The 17,340-nt window shown below is 67.9% G+C and carries 13 protein-coding genes; 5 read left to right on the top strand and 8 right to left on the bottom strand.

Going from position 1 to position 17,340, the window contains the following annotated elements:
- Window positions 1-78: 78 nt before the first annotated feature.
- The 7 genes from DZA62_RS28515 to DZA62_RS28545 form a co-directional block, all read right to left on the bottom strand.
- Window positions 79-3,417 (bottom strand): alginate lyase family protein, encoded by a 3,339-nt coding sequence (locus DZA62_RS28515; protein WP_198664292.1) that lies wholly within the window; start codon window positions 3,415-3,417, stop codon window positions 79-81.
- Window positions 3,418-3,645: 228 nt separating this feature from the next.
- Window positions 3,646-5,037, bottom strand: a complete 1,392-nt coding sequence (locus DZA62_RS28520; protein WP_198664293.1) for an extracellular solute-binding protein — start codon at window positions 5,035-5,037, stop codon at window positions 3,646-3,648.
- A 293-nt stretch (window positions 5,038-5,330) separates the two neighbouring features.
- Window positions 5,331-6,200 (bottom strand): carbohydrate ABC transporter permease, encoded by an 870-nt coding sequence (locus DZA62_RS28525; protein ID WP_116952339.1) that lies wholly within the window; start codon window positions 6,198-6,200, stop codon window positions 5,331-5,333.
- Window positions 6,201-6,277: 77 nt separating this feature from the next.
- Window positions 6,278-7,237, bottom strand: a complete 960-nt coding sequence (locus DZA62_RS28530) for an ABC transporter permease (protein WP_198664295.1) — start codon at window positions 7,235-7,237, stop codon at window positions 6,278-6,280.
- Window positions 7,238-7,256: 19 nt separating this feature from the next.
- On the bottom strand, window positions 7,257-8,573 hold the full coding sequence (locus DZA62_RS28535) for a polysaccharide pyruvyl transferase family protein (protein WP_116952341.1): 1,317 nt from the start codon (window positions 8,571-8,573) through the stop codon (window positions 7,257-7,259).
- 148 nt (window positions 8,574-8,721) lie between these two features.
- A complete protein-coding gene (locus DZA62_RS28540) occupies window positions 8,722-9,741 on the bottom strand; it encodes a LacI family DNA-binding transcriptional regulator (RefSeq protein WP_198664296.1) in 1,020 nt (339 codons plus the stop codon).
- Window positions 9,742-9,987: 246 nt separating this feature from the next.
- Window positions 9,988-10,968 carry a helix-turn-helix transcriptional regulator gene (locus DZA62_RS28545; RefSeq protein WP_116952364.1) on the bottom strand — a complete coding sequence of 327 codons (981 nt, stop codon included), beginning with the start codon at window positions 10,966-10,968 and terminating at the stop codon, window positions 9,988-9,990.
- On the opposite strand from DZA62_RS28545, the gene DZA62_RS28550 reads away from it, so the two are divergent.
- Both DZA62_RS28550 and DZA62_RS28555 read left to right on the top strand, forming a co-directional pair.
- On the top strand, window positions 10,967-11,842 hold the full coding sequence (locus DZA62_RS28550; protein WP_116952343.1) for a polysaccharide deacetylase family protein: 876 nt from the start codon (window positions 10,967-10,969) through the stop codon (window positions 11,840-11,842). The genes DZA62_RS28545 and DZA62_RS28550 overlap by 2 nt on opposite strands.
- 302 nt (window positions 11,843-12,144) lie before the next feature.
- Entirely contained in the window at window positions 12,145-12,699 is a 555-nt protein-coding gene (locus tag DZA62_RS28555; RefSeq protein WP_157987967.1) for a DUF1697 domain-containing protein, read from the top strand.
- Window positions 12,700-12,924: 225 nt separating this feature from the next.
- Here the strand turns inward: DZA62_RS28555 and DZA62_RS28560 are convergent, their stop codons facing one another.
- Complete coding sequence (locus tag DZA62_RS28560) at window positions 12,925-13,620, bottom strand: class I SAM-dependent methyltransferase (protein WP_116952345.1); 696 nt, start codon at window positions 13,618-13,620, stop codon at window positions 12,925-12,927.
- A 560-nt stretch (window positions 13,621-14,180) separates the two neighbouring features.
- Between DZA62_RS28560 and DZA62_RS28565 the strand changes: the two genes are divergently transcribed.
- Genes DZA62_RS28565 through DZA62_RS28575 form a run of 3 tightly spaced genes read left to right on the top strand, consistent with a single transcriptional unit; the run spans window position 14,181 to window position 17,235 of the window.
- Window positions 14,181-15,479 (top strand): ABC transporter substrate-binding protein, encoded by a 1,299-nt coding sequence (locus tag DZA62_RS28565; RefSeq protein WP_116952346.1) that lies wholly within the window; start codon window positions 14,181-14,183, stop codon window positions 15,477-15,479.
- Window positions 15,476-16,408, top strand: coding sequence for a carbohydrate ABC transporter permease (locus tag DZA62_RS28570; RefSeq protein ID WP_116952347.1), 933 nt, complete (start codon window positions 15,476-15,478; stop codon window positions 16,406-16,408). The genes DZA62_RS28565 and DZA62_RS28570 overlap by 4 nt, the downstream gene beginning before the upstream one ends.
- Window positions 16,405-17,235 (top strand): carbohydrate ABC transporter permease, encoded by an 831-nt coding sequence (locus DZA62_RS28575; RefSeq protein WP_116952348.1) that lies wholly within the window; start codon window positions 16,405-16,407, stop codon window positions 17,233-17,235. The genes DZA62_RS28570 and DZA62_RS28575 overlap by 4 nt, the downstream gene beginning before the upstream one ends.
- Window positions 17,236-17,340 lie beyond the last annotated feature (105 nt).

Consider the following 17,340-nt stretch of genomic DNA (forward strand, 5'->3'; position numbering starts at 1 on the left):
GGTGGTTCGGCGGCAGGTCTTGCCGCCGAACCACCCACGTGCAGCGTCGTCTGCCGGACCTCGTGGATGGGCGCGCGCTTACTCGCAGGACTGGGCGACGGTGAGGTCGTCGAACGTGCTCTGCGTGGTTGCGTAGAGCCCGACGCCACCGCTTCGCACCACGGTGTCGCGACCCTCCAGGATCTGTACGCCGTTCAACGTCGCGGTGATGCGGTCGCCCTGAACGGCGGCGCCGAGCCGAACCGGACCGTTGAGCGGGTCACTGAGGGAGACCGTGTCCACCGTGACCGGGCCTGACCTGTGGGCCTCGCGGATGATGCTCGCGTATCGGCTACCGCTGCTCGTCCTGCCGATGTGGATCCGGTAGCCGTAGGAGTCCGAGGTGTCGCGCAGCGAGATGCCGGCAGTGCCGACGCCGTTGATCGTGACCGTGGTCTCCGCGACATAGTCGCACTGTTGGGAGAACCGCTCCGGAAGCGTCGATTCGGCGAGCACGTGCGCTCGGCCATCGGCTGGCGTAAGGGTCAGCTGACCAGAGCCGACGGACACCTGGCCCCCGATTCCACGCCAGTTCGCCTGATCGAGTGCCTCGGTGATCGTGATGTCGTCGAAGGTCGCGGCCCGCCGATGCGTGTAGGCCGCGGCCCCGCCGGTCGGCAGTTGGCCGTCGGTTGCGGAGATCGACGTCTCGCCGACGGTGGCGACCAGATGACGCCCGGCCGCGGAGACGGTCAGCGTGTGCGCGGCGTCGGCGTTCAGGTCCACGTCGGTCTCCGCAAGGAGCGTGGACGTCCCGTCGTAGACCTTCACGAGCTGCAGCGTCGCGCCGGTCGACGTCTTGAGAACGTTGGCTCGGTAGTAGTTGCGTGAATCCTGGTAGCGGAACGCCAGGCCGGTCCGGGCGGTCGTCTGGGTGCGGGTCCCGGGAACGATGTCCGCGGACACGATCACGTCATCCGGCACGTCCTGCAGCATCGCGAACGCCTGCATGTCCGCGCTCGAGGTCTGTGCCAGCGTGGTGTTCGACGGATCGCCGCCCAGCTCCCAGGTGCCCTGCACCGGCGTCCAGCCCTCGAATCCGCTGTCGAAGGCGTAGACGGTGCGGTCCAGGCTCGCGTCCTCGAACTCCTCGTCGAGCACCGGCGTCGGTGCGAAGGCCGGCCCGACCGTCACGGTGACGAGGTCACCGGCCCGAGTGAACGCGGTCGGGGTGCCGTTCACCTTCACCACTCTCGCCTGCGGCGCGTTGATCGTGAGTGTGCCGGTGAACGGGTCCCCGAGCGAGGCCTGGGCGGTCGCGCCCCGCAGCTCCACACTCACGTCGGACACCACTCCCGACGCATCGATCACGGTGTCCCCGCCGTCGACCAGCGACGAGCCTCGGGTCAGCGCGTACCGCGTGAGCCTGTCGTGCCCGGCACGTTCGAGATACGCGGTCTCGGCGTCGGTCGCGGCGGTCCCGAACTCCCGCGACGAGGGCGTCGCCTCGCGCGAGAGGTAGAAGCGGCCGGTCGAGTGCGGCAGGTCGATCTCCATCGCGGTCGCCACGGAGTGATCCACCCCAGGCAGCTCGATGCGGGCCGCCGTCACGGAGGGCGCCGTGCCGGCCTTGCCGGGAAACACGATGGTGTCCAGTCCGGTGGCGCCGGTGGCGGACCAGTCGTAGGACAGGTAGTCGACGTCCGTGAGCACGTCCTCGCCCACGCGCACGGCACCGTCCTCGTGGACTCTCGGCGCGACCTCGACGCCGGCCGGGGCCACGGGAACGAGTTGCACCCCGGCACCCGGTGTGGTGCCGGGCACGGTGTCGAACCCGACCGTGGCGACGTTCGTGGCCGAGTCGACGGTGACCGGGTCACCAGGGAAGTGCCAGAGCTGCCGATAGTCGTGCGCGGCGGTGTCACCGGTGAGGTCGTCGGAGACGACCCAGAAGCCGGGCTTGACGAAGTAGACGACCCGATCGTGCGCGATCGGCTGGTAGCCCATCGCCTGACCGCGGTAGACGTCGAGACCCGCGCTCGATCGCCAGAGCGACATCGTGCGGGCGACGCCGGCGGCCTGCGGCTTTCCGTCGACCTCGATCGTGTTGTGCGCCTCAGTCGTTCTGCGCATCCAGTCGTTCGTCGGGGTCGCGCTGTAGTCGCCCACTCCGGAGTCGACGATCAGCGCACGTCCGTACGCCGACATCTCCAGGCTGAGGTCGTCCGGATGCCGGTGCGAGGCGGTGTAACTGGAGTTGTGGTTGTTGATCAGCATGTACTGCGCATCGGCGTCCCACCCCGAGCGCTGAACGGCGTAGCTGATCGGATACAGCGTGGACCCCAGTGTCGGGGTCGTCCCCGCGGTTCGACCGGAGGCGACCCAGGTGAAATCGGACCACGAGTTGCGTGCACCGGTCGCCCGAATGGCGCTCCTGCCCGCGTCGGTGTTCGGTGTGTCGCCGATCAGCGCGGCCTCGAGATCCGGCTTCCGGGTCGCGAACAGCACGTCCGCGATCCAGTCCGCCGCCTGGATGATCGCGTCGGGAAGTGTCCGCCCATTGGCATCCGCGACGACGATCATGGTGTTGATCAGGTCTGCCACGTAGGCCTGATAGTTGAACGTCGGCTCGCGATACACGCCGTCGCTCTGCATGTACGCGCGCAGAAACCGCTCGACGGAGCGCACCGCGAACGACTCCCAGCCGAGGGATGCCGTGAACTCGGGCAGGTACACCCCCGCGGAGTAGATCGAGCGGGCCATCGACATGTACCAGTTGTTTCCGACATGTCGCTGCAGAACCTGCGTGAGGATGTCGGTCGTCTCGTGCACGCCGGACAGATACGTCACCAGGTCGCCCGCGTCGGTGGTCGGCTCCGTCCGGAATACGGAGAACGCGCTGATGAGCTGGCTCATCCGCTTGCCGGCCGACAGATTGCGGGCCTGCGGCCAGCTCGGGTTGTCCGCGAAGAAGTCCAGTGAGATCTCTATCCACGCCTTCGCATACGCCGCGCGCTTCTCCGGGTCGTCCTCTTTCACGTAGGCGCTCGCCAGTGTGGGCATGAATGCGAAGTCGCTCATCAGGACCTGTGCGCTGCCGGGGGCGGTCTCCGTCCCGCCCCAGGTGTCCTGCCAGTCGACGTCGATCCTCTGCTCGGCGTCGTCGTAGAAGTCGCGGGTCTCGGTGCCGAACCGGAAGATCCCAGCTGCGAGCTCGTCGGCAGTCGCGTCGCCGACTCCCGCCGCTCCCGGTGTCGGGTACCCGATGCCCGTGCGGCCCGCGTAATACGCCTTGAGCTCGTCGGCGGCGCCCGCCTCATCGCCGGCCGCGAGCTCTGCCGCGACGCCGGCGAGTTCCGGACGGGTCAGGTCGAGCAGCTCGCCGAGATCCGACATGTCGGACGCAGCGGCCGGCACCGACGACAGTCCCGTCGCCACCACGGCCAGCGTGACTGTCGCGCCGGCGATCGCATGGACACGACCGCGCCTCCGCCGAGAAGTGCTTCGTTGCATCTCCGTGACTCCTTTGCTGTGAAGGTGTCCACCCGGTGCTTCACCAGCACCCCGCGCGACCGAGCAACCGGCGGCGGTCACACCTGACGGCGCGCTGGTCGGCCACCACATGTGGCCGACCAGCACGCACTCGCCGCCGGACCATCCGTGGCGTCAGCCGTTGAGCTGAGCCCACGCCTCCTCGTACTCGGACTTGATCGTGTTGCCGACGGCGGACATGTAGCTCTCGACCGCGGCGCCCCAATCGGAGACCGGCCGGTTTCCCAGGACGATCTCGACCTCGGTGGCGGTCAGCGCCTGCTGCGCGCTGGCACCCTCGCTGACGGCGGTCTCGGAGTAGAGCCCCTCCGTCGGGTTGGGCACGGTGTACTGCAGACCCGCTTCCTGGTGGTCGAACTGATCCCGGACGGCTTGCTCGTTGCGCGACTCGAAGATGACCGGCGAGTTCTCCGTGATGTACCGCACCGGCAGCGTCGCCTGGTTGATGCCCTGCGAGGTGAGCACCGGATCCGGACCGTCGAAGGTGAAGGTCTCACCCTCCTTGCCGAACCGCCGGGTGATGTACTCGGTGCTGCCGAAAGGCGCGGCGAGCCAGTCGAGCACCCGCAGGATCTCGGCGAGGCGCTCCGGGTCGTCCTGCTTGGCGACCGCCGAGAAGTGCGAGATCGAGGGGCCGGCCGTGCGCACCATCTCCCCGCCGGCCTCGCGTGCGGGTGAGAGCATGCCCGTGAGGCGGAATCCCTCGATGTCGGCTCCCTGCACGTAGAACTTGGGCCATCCTGCGTAAAGACCGATCTGGAACGCGGTCGTGCCCGCGATCATCCATTCGTTGCGCTGGGTGTTCTGAACGGCATTGCCGTCCGGGTGCACGACCCCCAGGTCGTTGAGGGCGACCGCGTCGGCCAGGGCCTGCTCGTACCCCGGCAGCGTGGCGTTGAAGGTGAAGGCGCCGCTGCCGTCGACCGACCAGAGATTCGCGATGCCGTTCGTCTCGAGCAGCACCGTCAGGGGCGTCTGTCCGAAGGCCCAGCGGCCCTCCCGATCGTTGGTGAGAGCCTGCGCCATCTCGGTGAACTCCTCGAGCGACTCCGGCTGCAAGGACAGGCCCGCCCGCTCGAGCATGTCCGCACGTGTGTACAGCACGTTGCCGATCAGCGAGCGCGGCACCGGCACGCCCCAGAGCTTGCCGTCGTAGACGGTGCTCAGCCAGGCCGGCGTCGGCAGCGCCGCGAGGTTCGGGTAATCCAGCACGGCGTCACCGGAGAGGTACTCGGTGAGGTCGGTGAACTTCGCGGCCAGCATGGCCGGCATCTGCTGCTGCTGACCCTTGATCGCCATGAGGTCGGGCAGGTCGTTGCCGGCGATCGTGGTCGCGAACCGGGCGTTGTACTCCGCCGCGGGGGTGTACTCCAGGTCCAGTTCGGTGCCGAGCGCCTCGTTGAGGCTCTGCCACAGCGCGTTGTGGGAAAGCTCCGGAGCGACCGGATCATAGGTGAAGGTCAGCGCCCGAATCGGATCACCGGATGCCGGAACCCCACTGGTCACCGCCGTGGGTGGAGCCGGGTACGAGAAGTAGCCGGGGGACACATCCGGGTTGCTCGAGGCAAGGTCGGGCGGGAACTTGTCGAATGGCCGGAACGTCGGCAGCAGTCCGTCGCCGGCACCACCGCCACCGGTGGATCCTCCATTCGGCGACTGACTACTCGGCGAGCCTGAGCAGGCCCCCAACAGGCCGATCGCCGCGAAAGCGCCGGTGGCGCCCAGGAACCTACGACGAGAGATAGTGCCGGACATGGGATTCCTTCCGCTACATCGAGGACGGGATGAAGAACAGGTGGTCAGCCCTTGACGGCGCCGATCATGAGCCCCTTGGTGAAGTGCTTCTGGAGGAACGGGTAGACGAGGAGGATGGGGACGACGGAGATGACGAGGATCGCCATCTGGATGGACAGCTGCGGGGGCAGGCTGTCGGAGCCGGCGGAGACCTGGTCGACACCCATCGGGGTCTCGTTGACGACGTAGGTCCGCAGGACCAGCTGCAGGGGCCACTTCTCGGGCGAGCTGATGTACAGCAGGGCGTTGAAGAACGCGTTCCAGTAGCCGACGGCGTAGAACAGCCCGATGACGGAGATCACGGCCTTGGACAGCGGCAACACGATGCGCGCGAGGATCGTGAGGTCGTTCGCACCGTCGATGCGGGCGCTCTCCATGAGCTCGTCCGGGATGTCGAGGAAGAACTCCCTCATGACGATGACGTTGAAGGCGTTGATGAGCACCGGAAGGATCAACGCGAACAGGTTGTCGAGCAGGCCGAGCTGTTTGACCACGAGATACATCGGGATCATGCCGGGGCTGAACAGCATCGTGAAGAGCACTGCCAGCAAGATCGGGCGTGAGCCGAGGGATCCGGGCCGTGACAGCGCGTAGGCGAGCCCAATCGTGCATGCCAACGACAGCAGCGTGCCGACGACGGTCACGAGGATGCTGATGACCAGTGCCCGGGTGACCACGCCGCCGGACAGGATCGCCTGGTAGGAGGCGAGGCTCGGTTCACGGACGAGCAGCACGAAACCGCCGTTCTCGGTCACCTCCGCCTGCGTGGCGAGCGAGGTCGAGACCACGGCGAGGAAAGGGAGGATGACGGCGGCACAACCGATCGTCAGGATGAGGCCGCGCATGGCTGTCAGCACCCGGTTCGGAGGCCCCATCCAGACCGGGCGCCCGGTGGACGTCGACGGCCTCGCCTTTCGTGGCTTGGTCCCGAGCCCCAGGGGAGAGGTCGTGGTCACTTGTGGTACACCCCCCGCTCACCGAACTTGTGCGCGAGCTTGTTCGCACCCAGCACCAAGAGCACTGAGATGACACCCTTCGTGAGGCCGACGGCGGCCGCCTGGCCCCAGTTGCCGCCGACGATTCCGTGGTTGTAGACGTAGGTGTCGAGGACCTCGCTCGCCGTCGCGCCGACCGCGCCCTGCTGCAGGATGATCTGCTCGAAGCCGACCGTGAGGGCGTCCCCGAGCCGCAGGATCAGCAGCAGGATGAACACCGACCGGATCGCCGGCAGCGTGACATGCCACATGCGCCGCAGCGCGCCGGCGCCGTCCATCGCCGCCGCCTCGTATAGCGAGGTGTCGACCCGCGAGATGGCAGCCAGGAAGATGATCGTGCCCCACCCGGTGTCCTTCCAGATCACCTGGCTGGTGATCAGGACCTCGAACAGCTCCGGCACGCCGATGATGGAGAACGTCGTCATGTCGTGCTCTCGCAGGAGCGTGTTCACCATGCCCGCGTTCCCGAGGATCTGCTGGAACAACGCGACGACGATCACCCAGGACAGGAAGTGCGGCATGTAGAGGACGGACTGCACGATCCGCTTGAGCCGCTCGGAGATGACTTCGTTGAGAAGAAGCGCGAGCGCGAGCGGCAGCGGGAACACGAACAGAACCTGGATCAGCGTGATGATCAACGTGTTCGTCAACGCGTTCAGGAACAGTGGGTCACCCGAGAAGATCACCTCGAAGTTGTCCCAGCCGACCCAGGGACTCTCCGAGATCGTCAAGAACGGCAGATACCCCTTGAACGCGATCACGTTCCCCAGCAAGGGGAGGTAGTGGAACAACAGCACCACCAGCACGCCCGGGGTGGCCAGCAGCAGGAGAAGCCGGTCCCGCCGCCAGCGGGCGAGGGTCTGGCCGGGGCGTCGCGCCGGGCGGGTGGTCGCCGCCGGCGACGAGCCCTTCCGCACGGACTTCCGAGGCGGTCGTTCAGCGAGTTGGGACAAGGTCTGCCTCCCGGTCCCCTCGGGTGAACTCGGTTGCCCCCTCGCCGAACAGGATGGTGCGGGCGACCTCCCGCAGGCGACCGACGGCCGCGGCGTTCATGGCCGACGACGTCGCCCGGGATGCCGCCTCGTCCTCGAGGAGCGCCTCGACGGCCGCGGCCGCGCCCTCCGGGCCGTCCGGCTCGATCTCGACGACGACGTCCGTCCCGCCGAGGTCGGCGAACATCTCACCCTTGACGGTGTCGGTGGGCTGACGCACGTAGAGCGTAGGCGTGCCATGGACGGACGCGAGGATCGGCGAGTGGCACTCCATGCTGACGACGGCGCGGGCGCGGGCGTAGACGGCGCTCGCCTCCTCGAGCGGCCAGTACCGGTCGAGGACGGTGACCTGGTCGACGACGTCGTCCGGGACGCGTGGCAACAGCTCGTCCTGTGCCAACTCCACCGCGTAGCTCATCTCGGGCACGACGACGGCCCGCTGGCCCGTGGAACGGACCCAGGTGGCGATCGCGGCGGCGAGAGTGTCGAGGTCGAGGCCGACGGTGCCGGCGTTGATCGCGTACCGGCGGTCGAACTCCCGGGTGCGCTCCGTTCCGTAGATGTCCGGGTACGGCGTGTAGCGCAGCCGGGGCACGAAGCACCCGAACTCCCCGGCCGTGAGACCCAGCGCGGCCAGGAAGGCGTCAGCGGCAGCGTCGTCGCGGTAGCGATAGGCGAACGTGCCGTCCGGTCCGAACTCGAGCACCCCGGGTCGAGCCCCCTGGGAGCGCAGGTACTCGAGGCTGATCGAGTCCCGCGCGAACAGGAACTCGGCGCCGTCGATGATCGCGCGGGCGTCGTCCTCGAGGAACGTCGCCGGCAGGTCCTGCGTCATGACGCGCAACCGCTCGAGCGAGCCCCAGGCAGGCGGGGAGAACGGGTCGACCGTCACGCCGCCATAGCCGTACGGGCGGTCGGACCGCTCACGCCACACGGCCAGCTCCGGCACCAGCGAGGCGCTCGCCGCCGAGCCGTGCACGAAGAGGTCCGCGGAGTCCCACGCCTCGGCGAGCTCCGGCGTCGTCGGCACCCCGGCCTCGTCGAGGTCGCCCCGCACGATCGTGACGGTCGGGATCACCCGGCGGAGCATCGCCTCCTCGCGCTCGCCGAGGCGCATCGGCCACAGCGTGATGCGGGCATCGGGCTCGGCGTCGAGCAGGGCGGCGATGAGGCCGGGCGAGTGTGCGACGTCGCCGATGTTCACGTTCGCCCACGACGAGCGCAGGAGCACGGAGCGGGGCGTGGCGGTGGTGGAGGTCAACAGTGTCCTTCCGAGTGCGGCGTCCGCGTACGGTCCGGCGTCGCCCCTTGACGGAGGACGCTGACGTATCGTCGCGTCAACGTAACCGAGGACACATCGTCACGTCAAGGCTGTGACTCAATTCGTGACGCGACGATGCGTCAGCCACTCACCAGAGGCGCGGCAACACCGGAGGCGGCGCGGTGCTAGCGCGCGGGATCAGCACGGGTGCGGGCTCGTCGACCAGGCCGAACCGCGTCGGCGAGTCCTCCAGGATCGCCGCGATCGCGTCGACGGCGCGTGCCCCGAGCTCGGCCATCGGCATGCGCACGGTCGCGAGCGCGGGGCGGACGTCACCGGCGACGTCCGCGTCGTGGATCGCGATCACGGAGAGGTCGTCCGGGATGGAGATGCCGGCATCGTGAGCCGCCGCGTAGATGCCGATGCCCGCGAGCACGTTGTTGACTACGAGCGCCGTCGGCCGGCGGCCGGAGTCGATGACCTCCTGGAGGGCCGCGGCGCCTGCCTCGGACCCGTGGCCGGTCGGGATCGCATCACGCGCCTCGAGGCCGGCGTCGAGCATCGCGCCGGCGTAACCCCGGTGCCGTTCCATCGTCGGGACCCACCGCTCGCCGCCCACGAACTCGATATCCCGGTGGCCGAGGTCGAGCAGGTGCTGCGTCGCCACGCGGCCGGCCGCGGCGTCGTCGATCGCCAGCCAGCGGCCGTCCGGGGCGTGACGCCCCTCGACGACGATCACCGGGGCGGGGCGGGCGCGCAGGTGGGCGAGCACCTCGTCGTCGATGAGGCCCTCGCTCCGCAGGATGATGCCGTCGATCGAACCCTGCCCCAGCAGGCGCGCGAGGAAGTGGCTGCCGGAGCGCATCCAGCGCGCGTCGCCCAGCACGACCGCCCACCCGCGCGCCTCCGCGGCGTCGTAGATACCGTGGAACATGTCGCGGTAGATCGGGTTCTCGATCTTCTCGACGACGACGGCGATCGTCCCCGAGCGTTGCCGGCGCAGGGCCCGTGCGGCGTCGTTCGGGACGTACCCCAGTTCCTCGATGACGGCCTCGACGCGGGCACGCGTCTCGTCGCTCATCCGGGTGTGCGTGGTGCCGTTGATGACGGCGGACACGACGGAGACCGAGACCCCGGCGCGGCGTGCGATCTCCTTCTGGGTACCCATACGCGTCATGGTATCGACGTAACGTCACGTCCGGCGCGGACCCTCGATCACGCAGACGTCAGCGCGACGCCGGAGCGACCCCCGGGCTCCGCTCGACCTGAGCGGCGAGCCCGCCCGGCTCCTGGAATGCAGTTCGAGTCGGTCAGCGCCTCGGCCACCTCCTGCACCGACCTCGACGCCTCCGCGCGGAGAGGCCGCTGGCGGCGACGAACTGGCGGTGTGGAGACCGAGCCCCGACCCCGAGACTCACAGCTGGCCGGCAGCGACGTCGCCCACCATGCGGCGGGTGTCGTGGTGCTGCTCCTTGCGCGTCGGGTCGGTCGGGACGTGGAACACCACGAAAGAGGGGACGAACTCCGGCGCTTGCACGACGACAAGTCGCAAGGCCTCCGTAGGGCGTCCGGGAAGTTCGAAGAATCTGGTCCGGCTGCGGTGGAGCTGCACGTCGTGTTGATCCCACCATTCGCGGAACTCTCCCGAGTTCCGGAACTCCTCCATTCTCGCCCGCACCCGCGGATCGTCGCCATGAGCCGCCACCAGTGGCCGCCAGCGGTGCACCACGTCGCATGCGTCGGCGGACCACTGAGGAAGCCGCCGCCGGGCCTCGTCGTCGAACAACAACCAGCGCAGCATGTTGGGGGCCGCGGACGCGGTCGCACCGAAGCCGTCGTAGTAGCGGTCCGCGGACGGGTTCCAGGCGAGCAGGTCGCAGCTGATGTCGGCTGCGTAGACCGGGTAGGGGTTGTCCTCGTTGAGAACGACCAGTTGCCGGATGATGTCCGCGCCGGAGATCTCGGCCGTCAGCGGCCGTTGACGGTCGGGCGTCCGCGAAGCCAGTAGGTGCAGATAACGGCGCTCGTCCTCGGACAACAGCAGCACCCGGGCGAGCGCGTCGAGGACTTGGTCGGAGGGTTGGACGCTGCGACCCTGCTCCAGGTACCGGTACCAGGTGACGCTGATCCCGGCGAGGACAGCGACCTCGTCGCGTCGAAGGCCAGGCGTGCGACGCCGCAGCCCGGGCGGAAGGCCGACATCGGCCGGAGAAACCTTCGCTCGTCGGGTCCTCAGGAAGTCTGCAAGGGTCTCGCGATCCTCACTCACCGGTCGCTCCCTACTGTCGCCGTGCGGCGTCCAGCATACGGTCGCTGCCGAGCCTTGGGGGAACCATGAGTGCGGCACCAACCATCGCTCCCCTTCATTGCGTGGAAGGCTGAAGAATCCAGCCATGAGCACGTTTGACCTGTTCGAATACAGCCCGATCGTCGACCGTCCGCCGGTCATGTGGCCCGGCCGCAGCAAGCTCGCGTTCTACGTCGGTCTCAACATCGAGCACTTCCACGTCGACAAGCCGTCCACGGCATTGAACGACGCCACCGCCCAGCTTGTCCCAGATCCGCTCAACTATGGCTGGCGAGACTACGGCCTCCGGGTGGGGTTCTGGCGGGTCGCAGAACTCCTGGACACGTACGGGCTGCGTGCCACCGCCTTGCTCAACTCCGAGGCGGTCCACCACTATCCGCAGGTCATCGAGGCCAGCCTGTCTCGTGACTGGGCCTTGGTCGCACACGGCCGCACCAACTCCGTACTCCACACCGGCATGGACGTCGACTCCGAACAGGCCGAGCTGGCCGCGATCCTCGACACGATGGAAACCGCGACCGGTGCCCGGCCCCGCGGGTGGCTGGGCCCAGCGCTGACGGAGACGTCTGCAACTCCACGGCTCCTGGCCCACCACGGCCTGACCTACTCCCTCGACTGGACCAACGACGAGCAGCCCTACTGGTTCACCGACGTTCCAGTCATGAGCGTGCCCTACTCGGTCGAACTCAACGATCTGGGCATCTTCACGATGAAAGGCCTCAGCGGCCCCGACTTCGAGGTGATGGTCCGCGACCAGGTCGACCAGATGCTCGAGGAGACCGCGACCGGCCGCGTGATGGCCTTGGCGCTGCACCCTTTCGTCATCGGCCATCCGTTCCGAGCGAAATACCTCGACCGAGCGTTGGCCCATATCGCCGGGCGAAGCGGAATTTGGCTCACCACCAGCGACGAGATCGCCGCACACTTCGCCGCCACCTGCCCGCAGGACGGCACGTCATGAACCGCCACCGACGCACATGAATCCGCAGTCCCGTCACTCGAGTCCGGGATTGACGTGCGCGGTCCGGGTGCCCGCCGGCGCAGACCTGACCTACATCCGGGGGGTAGAAACGGTGTGGGACCCGACGGCCGGGTGGTCGGCCCATGTGTCGCCGAGCAGACCCGCCGAGCGCTCGCCAACCTGGCCATCTGCCTCACGGCCCGCCGGCGCCGAGATCATCGATGTCGTCAAGTGGACGAACGCTGACGCCTGGATTCCGGCACGCTGCGTCGAAGGCGCGAACCAGACTGGAGGTAGACCCAATGCGCTATGTCGTCCTGCTCCGCGGCATCAACGTCGGCGGCCGCAACACGGTATCGATGGCCGACTTGCGAGTTCACCTCGCCGCGTCCTTCGCGAATGTCCGGACCTACATCCAGACGGGCAACATCGTGCTCGACACCGAAGCGAGCGCGAAAGACGTTGCCGCACACATCGAACGCGAACTGCCCCAGGCATTCACCGTGGATGCCGAGCTCATCCGGGTCCTGGTGTGTGATGCTGCGGCGTTTCGGACGATACTCGCGGATGCCCCACCGAGATTCGGGGACCAGCCGGACACGTACCGATACGACGTCTGGTTCTACCTGGGAACTACGCGACGCGACGTCGAACCCCACGTGTCCCTCAACCCCGGCGTGGACGACGTCCACGCCGGAGAATCGGCCCTCTACCACCGCCGATTGACCGCTCATGCCACGCGAAGCCGTCTCGCCAGACATCTCCTCGGGACTCCCGTCTACGAGTCGCTGACGGTCCGGAACTGGCGAACGACGCTGGCCATCGCCGGGATGCTGGATACCCCCGATACAACATGAGACGACGCGGTCGCGTCTGGTCCGCCAAACGCCTGGCCGGCTCAGGGCGTCCAGACGTATTTGGGTAGTCCCGAGCGTGGCGCAACGCCCTGAACCGACCGGGGGTGTCCGGAACCCCGCGGCGGTTCAGAGTGTCTTGGATGTGGGGCGCGCCTGGGTCGCGTGGCCCGGATGTGGCCCACGTCGATGTTCCTGGTACGGGTCAGTTCGTGGATGCTTGCTCGGTCACGGGCGGCGGAGCCTGAGGGCGAGGAAGGTCGGTGCGGTATGGGTCCTGTCGTATCGACGAGGATCCACCAGCCGAGCTTCCTCCGTCGCCCGAGGTTCAACCAACTCTTCCAGCACGAAGCCGGCGCCGAGGAACTCGCCGAGGAACTTCTGAAGTGTCATCCGCCAGTAGTTGATGGTGAGGCCGTCACCGACAGGGAACTCGACTCGGTCGTCGGCGAAGTAGGAACCGCCGAAGTAGGTCCAGTCACTGGTGGGGTGGGTGGTGGAGACCAGCAGTGTGCCGTCAGGTCGCAGAACGCGGCGAAGCTCGTCAAGCAGCTGTGCTCGTGCGTCGATGTGGTGGTAGACCAGGGCCATCACGGCCAGGTCGAACGACTGGTCCGCCAAGAAGGCCAGTGGTTCCTCCAGGTTGTGGTGATGCAGGGCGGCTCGGCCGCCGAGCCGCTGTTGCGCGGCGCGCAAGAGGGTCTCGCTTCCGTCGACGCCCACGACTCGCACGGCACCCAGTTTCACCAGTTCAGCGGCGTAATGGCCCGCTCCACATCCAAGATCTAGAACGTCGAGGCCGCGCACGTCGCCGGCGAGCTCGAGCATGGCCGGTCGATCGGTATAGGCGTTATAGGTGCCGCCTGTCGCGCGAGCGGCGAAGTGCTCGCCCAGGGCATCGTGGTACGCGGTCTCCGCTCTCACCCGGCCATCCTCACACGACGAGACCACCGGGTTCAGAACGCGTAGTTCGCGAAGGACCGCCCGGCCGGGGCCACTACCGGCAACGACGCATTCGACTCCGTCGAATCCTCCCGCTACGCCAACGGATCCGCGCGAAGAGCCGTGCCGTTGACCTCCCGGCGTTGAGACCTGGTCGTGGTTGCTTCCGACGACGTCGGGGTCGTCCTGGATGTTGGAGGCGCCCAGGACGATCGGTGCGAGGAGGCCGGTCGACGTCCTGTGGCATGACCTGTCAGCCGGGACCCGATCCGGAACGCGACGCCACGCTGATGCCGTGATGCCTGTCGCTTTGCAGCGGCGCGTAGGCGGGACCCGGGAACGCAGGAACGAGCAGGGCGATTCTGGGCAGCGGGCCGACCGGTGGTGCGCGCCCTGCCCGACCGCCGCCGGCCGGAGTTGCCGAGGTGTAAATTATTTTCGAGGTGCTTGCGTGTTCGGAAAACTTTTGACACTCTCGTGATGTGCGCCACGCCGGACCGACATCAGGTGGCGCACCGACGACACGAGAGGCGGCACGGACGATGAGGGTCAGGCTTCTACTCGCCGCGGCAGCCGCGCTGACGACAACGGTTCTCGTCGCCTGCGGCAGCCCGGGCGCGCAGGACGACACGCCTCAGGATGACGAGCCGGCCGACGAGCTGACGGTGCTCGTCTCCGCCAGCCCGAGCGCGACCGGCCTGCGCGAGCTGGCGACCGAGTACACCGCGGAGACCGGCGTCACGATCGAGTTCGTCGAGGTGCCGACCGCCCAGCTCCCGACGAAGATCATCTTGGCCGTGCAGTCCGGCCAGCAGACGTTCGACCTCGCGCAGTTCGACGGGTTCACCATGCCCCAGATCGCAGCCGCGAGCGCGTTGCTCCCGCTCGACGACTTCCTCGGCGAGGACGACGAGTACGACTACGCCGATTTCCCCGAGGGCCTGCAGGAGTACGCCAAGCAGGACGGCACGACGTACGGGCTGCCGCTGTCGACCGAACCGGTCGTGCAGCTCTACCGGACCGACCTCTACCAGCAGCTCGGCCTGCAGCCGGCCACCACCTGGGACGAGGTCGTGGGCAACGCCGACGCGCTGAGCGCCGCTGGCCACTACGGCTGGGCCTCGGCGTACGGTCCGGCGGTCTCGGCCCACTACTACAACCAGATGCTCTACAGCTCCGGCGGCCGCCTGCTCGATCCCGAGAGCTACGAGCCGCAGTTCGACACCGACATCAACCGGCAGGTCATGGAGCGGTTCCTGTCGCTCGTCGAGTACACGCCGGAGAGCTCACGCACCGGCGCGTCGGCCGACATGATCAACGCCTTCTCGCAACTGCAGGTCGGCCAGCTCACCGCGGCGTCGGGCTGGTACAGCACCGTGGCGGACCCGAGCCAGTCGGCGGTCGCGGAGACCTTCGGCGTCGCCGACCTGCCGATGGAGTCGGGCGGACCGTACGACTCGATCAACGTCCTCAACGGCTGGCTGCTGGGGATCTCCCCGTCGTCGCCGCACCAGCAGGCGGCCTGGGACTTCGCCGCCTGGGCGCTGGGCAAGGACAACGTGAAGGCCTTCATCGACGCGGGCGCGCCGCCGCCGGCGCGGACGTCGACCACCACGAACGACGACTACACCACCCAGCTGCCGTACCTGACGGCGGTCGGGACGGCGGCCGAGACCGGAGCGCCCATCGAGCGGATCCCCGAGACCGCGCAGATCATCTCGGTGATCAGCCAGACGATCAACAGCATGGCCACCGGTCAGCTCTCGCTCGACGAGGGCATGGCGAAGATCCAGGACGATCTCACCAACATCCTCGTGCAGGCCGGACGGTACGGCGGATGAGCGCCGCCCCACCCGCCGGGGCCGTCGACGTCCACCGGCCGGGCCGGGCGGACACGACCCCTCCCGCCAGGAGGCCGCGGCTGGTCGCGTCGCTGCGCGCGCTCGGCTACGTCAGTCCGATCTGGGTCTTCGTGCTCGCGGTCGGCATCGTCCCGACCGGCTACGCGGTCTGGATGTCGCTGACCGAACAGACCCTCACCGCCCCGTACCCGGCGTTCGTCGGCCTGGACAACTACGTCCAGGCCGTGTTCACAGCGCAGTTCGCCGGAGCCCTCGGCGTCACGCTGATCTTCGTCCTGGCCGGCCTGATCACGCAGTTCGTCGTGGGCTATCTCCTGGCGGTGTGCCTGCACCAGCAGCTGCGCGGATTCAGGATCGCCCGCACGATCCTGCTGATCCCGATGCTGCTGACGCCGGCCGTGGTGGGGCTGACGTGGAACTTCATGTTCAACCCCGATCTCGGCGTGGTGCAGGCCATCCAGGGCGTGTTCGGGATCCACGCGAACTGGCTGGCCGATCCCACCCTCGCCCGGCTGCTGGTCGTGATGGTGGACTCCTGGATGAACGTCCCGTTCGTCATGCTCCTGGTCGCCGCGGGCATGACGAGCCTCCCGGAGGAGCCGATCGAGGCGGCGGCGATCGACGGCGCGGGCTGGTGGAAGACCACCCGCTACGTCGTGCTGCCGATGCTGCGTCCCGTGCTCGTCATCACGTTGCTCGTGCGCTGCGTGGACATCGCACGGATCTTCGACCACATCTTCACGACGACGCAGGGCGGACCCGGGACCGCGACCCAGAGCGTCACCCTCGAGGCGTACAACTCGACGTTCCAGTTCTTCCAGTTCGGGCACGGAGCGGCGATCGCGCTGGCCCTGGCCTTGATCATGTTCCCCGTCTACTTCCTCTACGTACGGCTGACGAAGATATGAACCGGCGGTCGAGAACCCTCAGACACGGCCTGACCTATCTGGTCCTCGGCATCGCGGCGGCCTACGCGATCTTTCCCCTGCTGTGGGTCGTGCTCACCTCGCTCAAGAACAACCGGGACGCGATCGCGAGCGCCGACCGGGCGTTCGACTTCACCCCGACGTGGAGCAACTACTCGGGCCTCTTCGACAACCCGGCGTTCCTGTCGGCGGCACTCACCTCGTTCATCGTCACCGTCGCCGCCACCGCGCTGGTCGTGGTGATCGCGACGCTCGGCGGGTACGCCTTCGCCCGATTGCGGCTGCCCGGACGGCGGACGCTGGCGTCGCTGATGGTGATCGTGCAGGTGATCCCGATCATCGTGCTGGTCATCCCGCTGTTCCGGATCGTGAGCGAGGTCGGTCTCTACGACCGTTCTCTGCCACTCGTCCTCATCATGACCGGCCTGAACATCCCGTTCGCGACCTGGCTGATGCTGGCGTTCTTCCGGTCGTCACCCGTGGAGATCGAGGAGGCCGCCGCCATCGACGGCGCGAGCCGGTTCCAGCTGTTCCGGCAGGTGCTGATCCCCATCGTGGCGCCGGGGATGGCGACCGCGGCGATCTTCACCGCGATCGAGGTGTGGAACGCGTTCCTCGTCCCGCTCGTGCTCGGCCAGTCCGAGGCGCAGACGCTGACGGTCTACGCGTCGCAGTTCATCACGTACCAGGAGATCAACTGGGGGCCGCTGTGCGCGACCGCGGTACTCATCTTCGCCCCGATCGTGCTCTTCGTCCTGGCCCTGCAGCGACCGCTGGTCAAGGGCATCACGACGGGCAGCGTGAAATGAGGGCGACGCTATCACCGGGTGGTCCGCGACCGGCCCGTGTCGAGGCGATGGGTCTGCACGGCGTCGTAGGTGGACTGCAGCTCTGGTTCCGAGCTCCGATAGAGG

Source organism: Jiangella endophytica, from assembly GCF_003427025.1.
GTDB lineage: Bacteria > Actinomycetota > Actinomycetes > Jiangellales > Jiangellaceae > Jiangella > Jiangella endophytica.

Excerpts from the sequence above, each read along its gene's own strand:
- DZA62_RS28545 (WP_116952364.1), bottom strand. The coding sequence starts at position 10,968 with ATGGCTGGATTCTTCAGCCTTCCACGCAATGAAGGGGAGCGATGGTTG.
- DZA62_RS28565 (WP_116952346.1), top strand. The coding sequence starts at position 14,181 with ATGAGGGTCAGGCTTCTACTCGCCGCGGCAGCCGCGCTGACGACAACG.
- DZA62_RS28570 (WP_116952347.1), top strand. The coding sequence starts at position 15,476 with ATGAGCGCCGCCCCACCCGCCGGGGCCGTCGACGTCCACCGGCCGGGC.
- DZA62_RS28575 (WP_116952348.1), top strand. The coding sequence starts at position 16,405 with ATGAACCGGCGGTCGAGAACCCTCAGACACGGCCTGACCTATCTGGTC.
- DZA62_RS28555 (WP_157987967.1), top strand. The coding sequence starts at position 12,145 with ATGCGCTATGTCGTCCTGCTCCGCGGCATCAACGTCGGCGGCCGCAAC.
- DZA62_RS28525 (WP_116952339.1), bottom strand. The coding sequence starts at position 6,200 with ATGGGGCCTCCGAACCGGGTGCTGACAGCCATGCGCGGCCTCATCCTG.
- DZA62_RS28550 (WP_116952343.1), top strand. The coding sequence starts at position 10,967 with ATGAGCACGTTTGACCTGTTCGAATACAGCCCGATCGTCGACCGTCCG.
- DZA62_RS28540 (WP_198664296.1), bottom strand. The coding sequence starts at position 9,741 with ATGGGTACCCAGAAGGAGATCGCACGCCGCGCCGGGGTCTCGGTCTCC.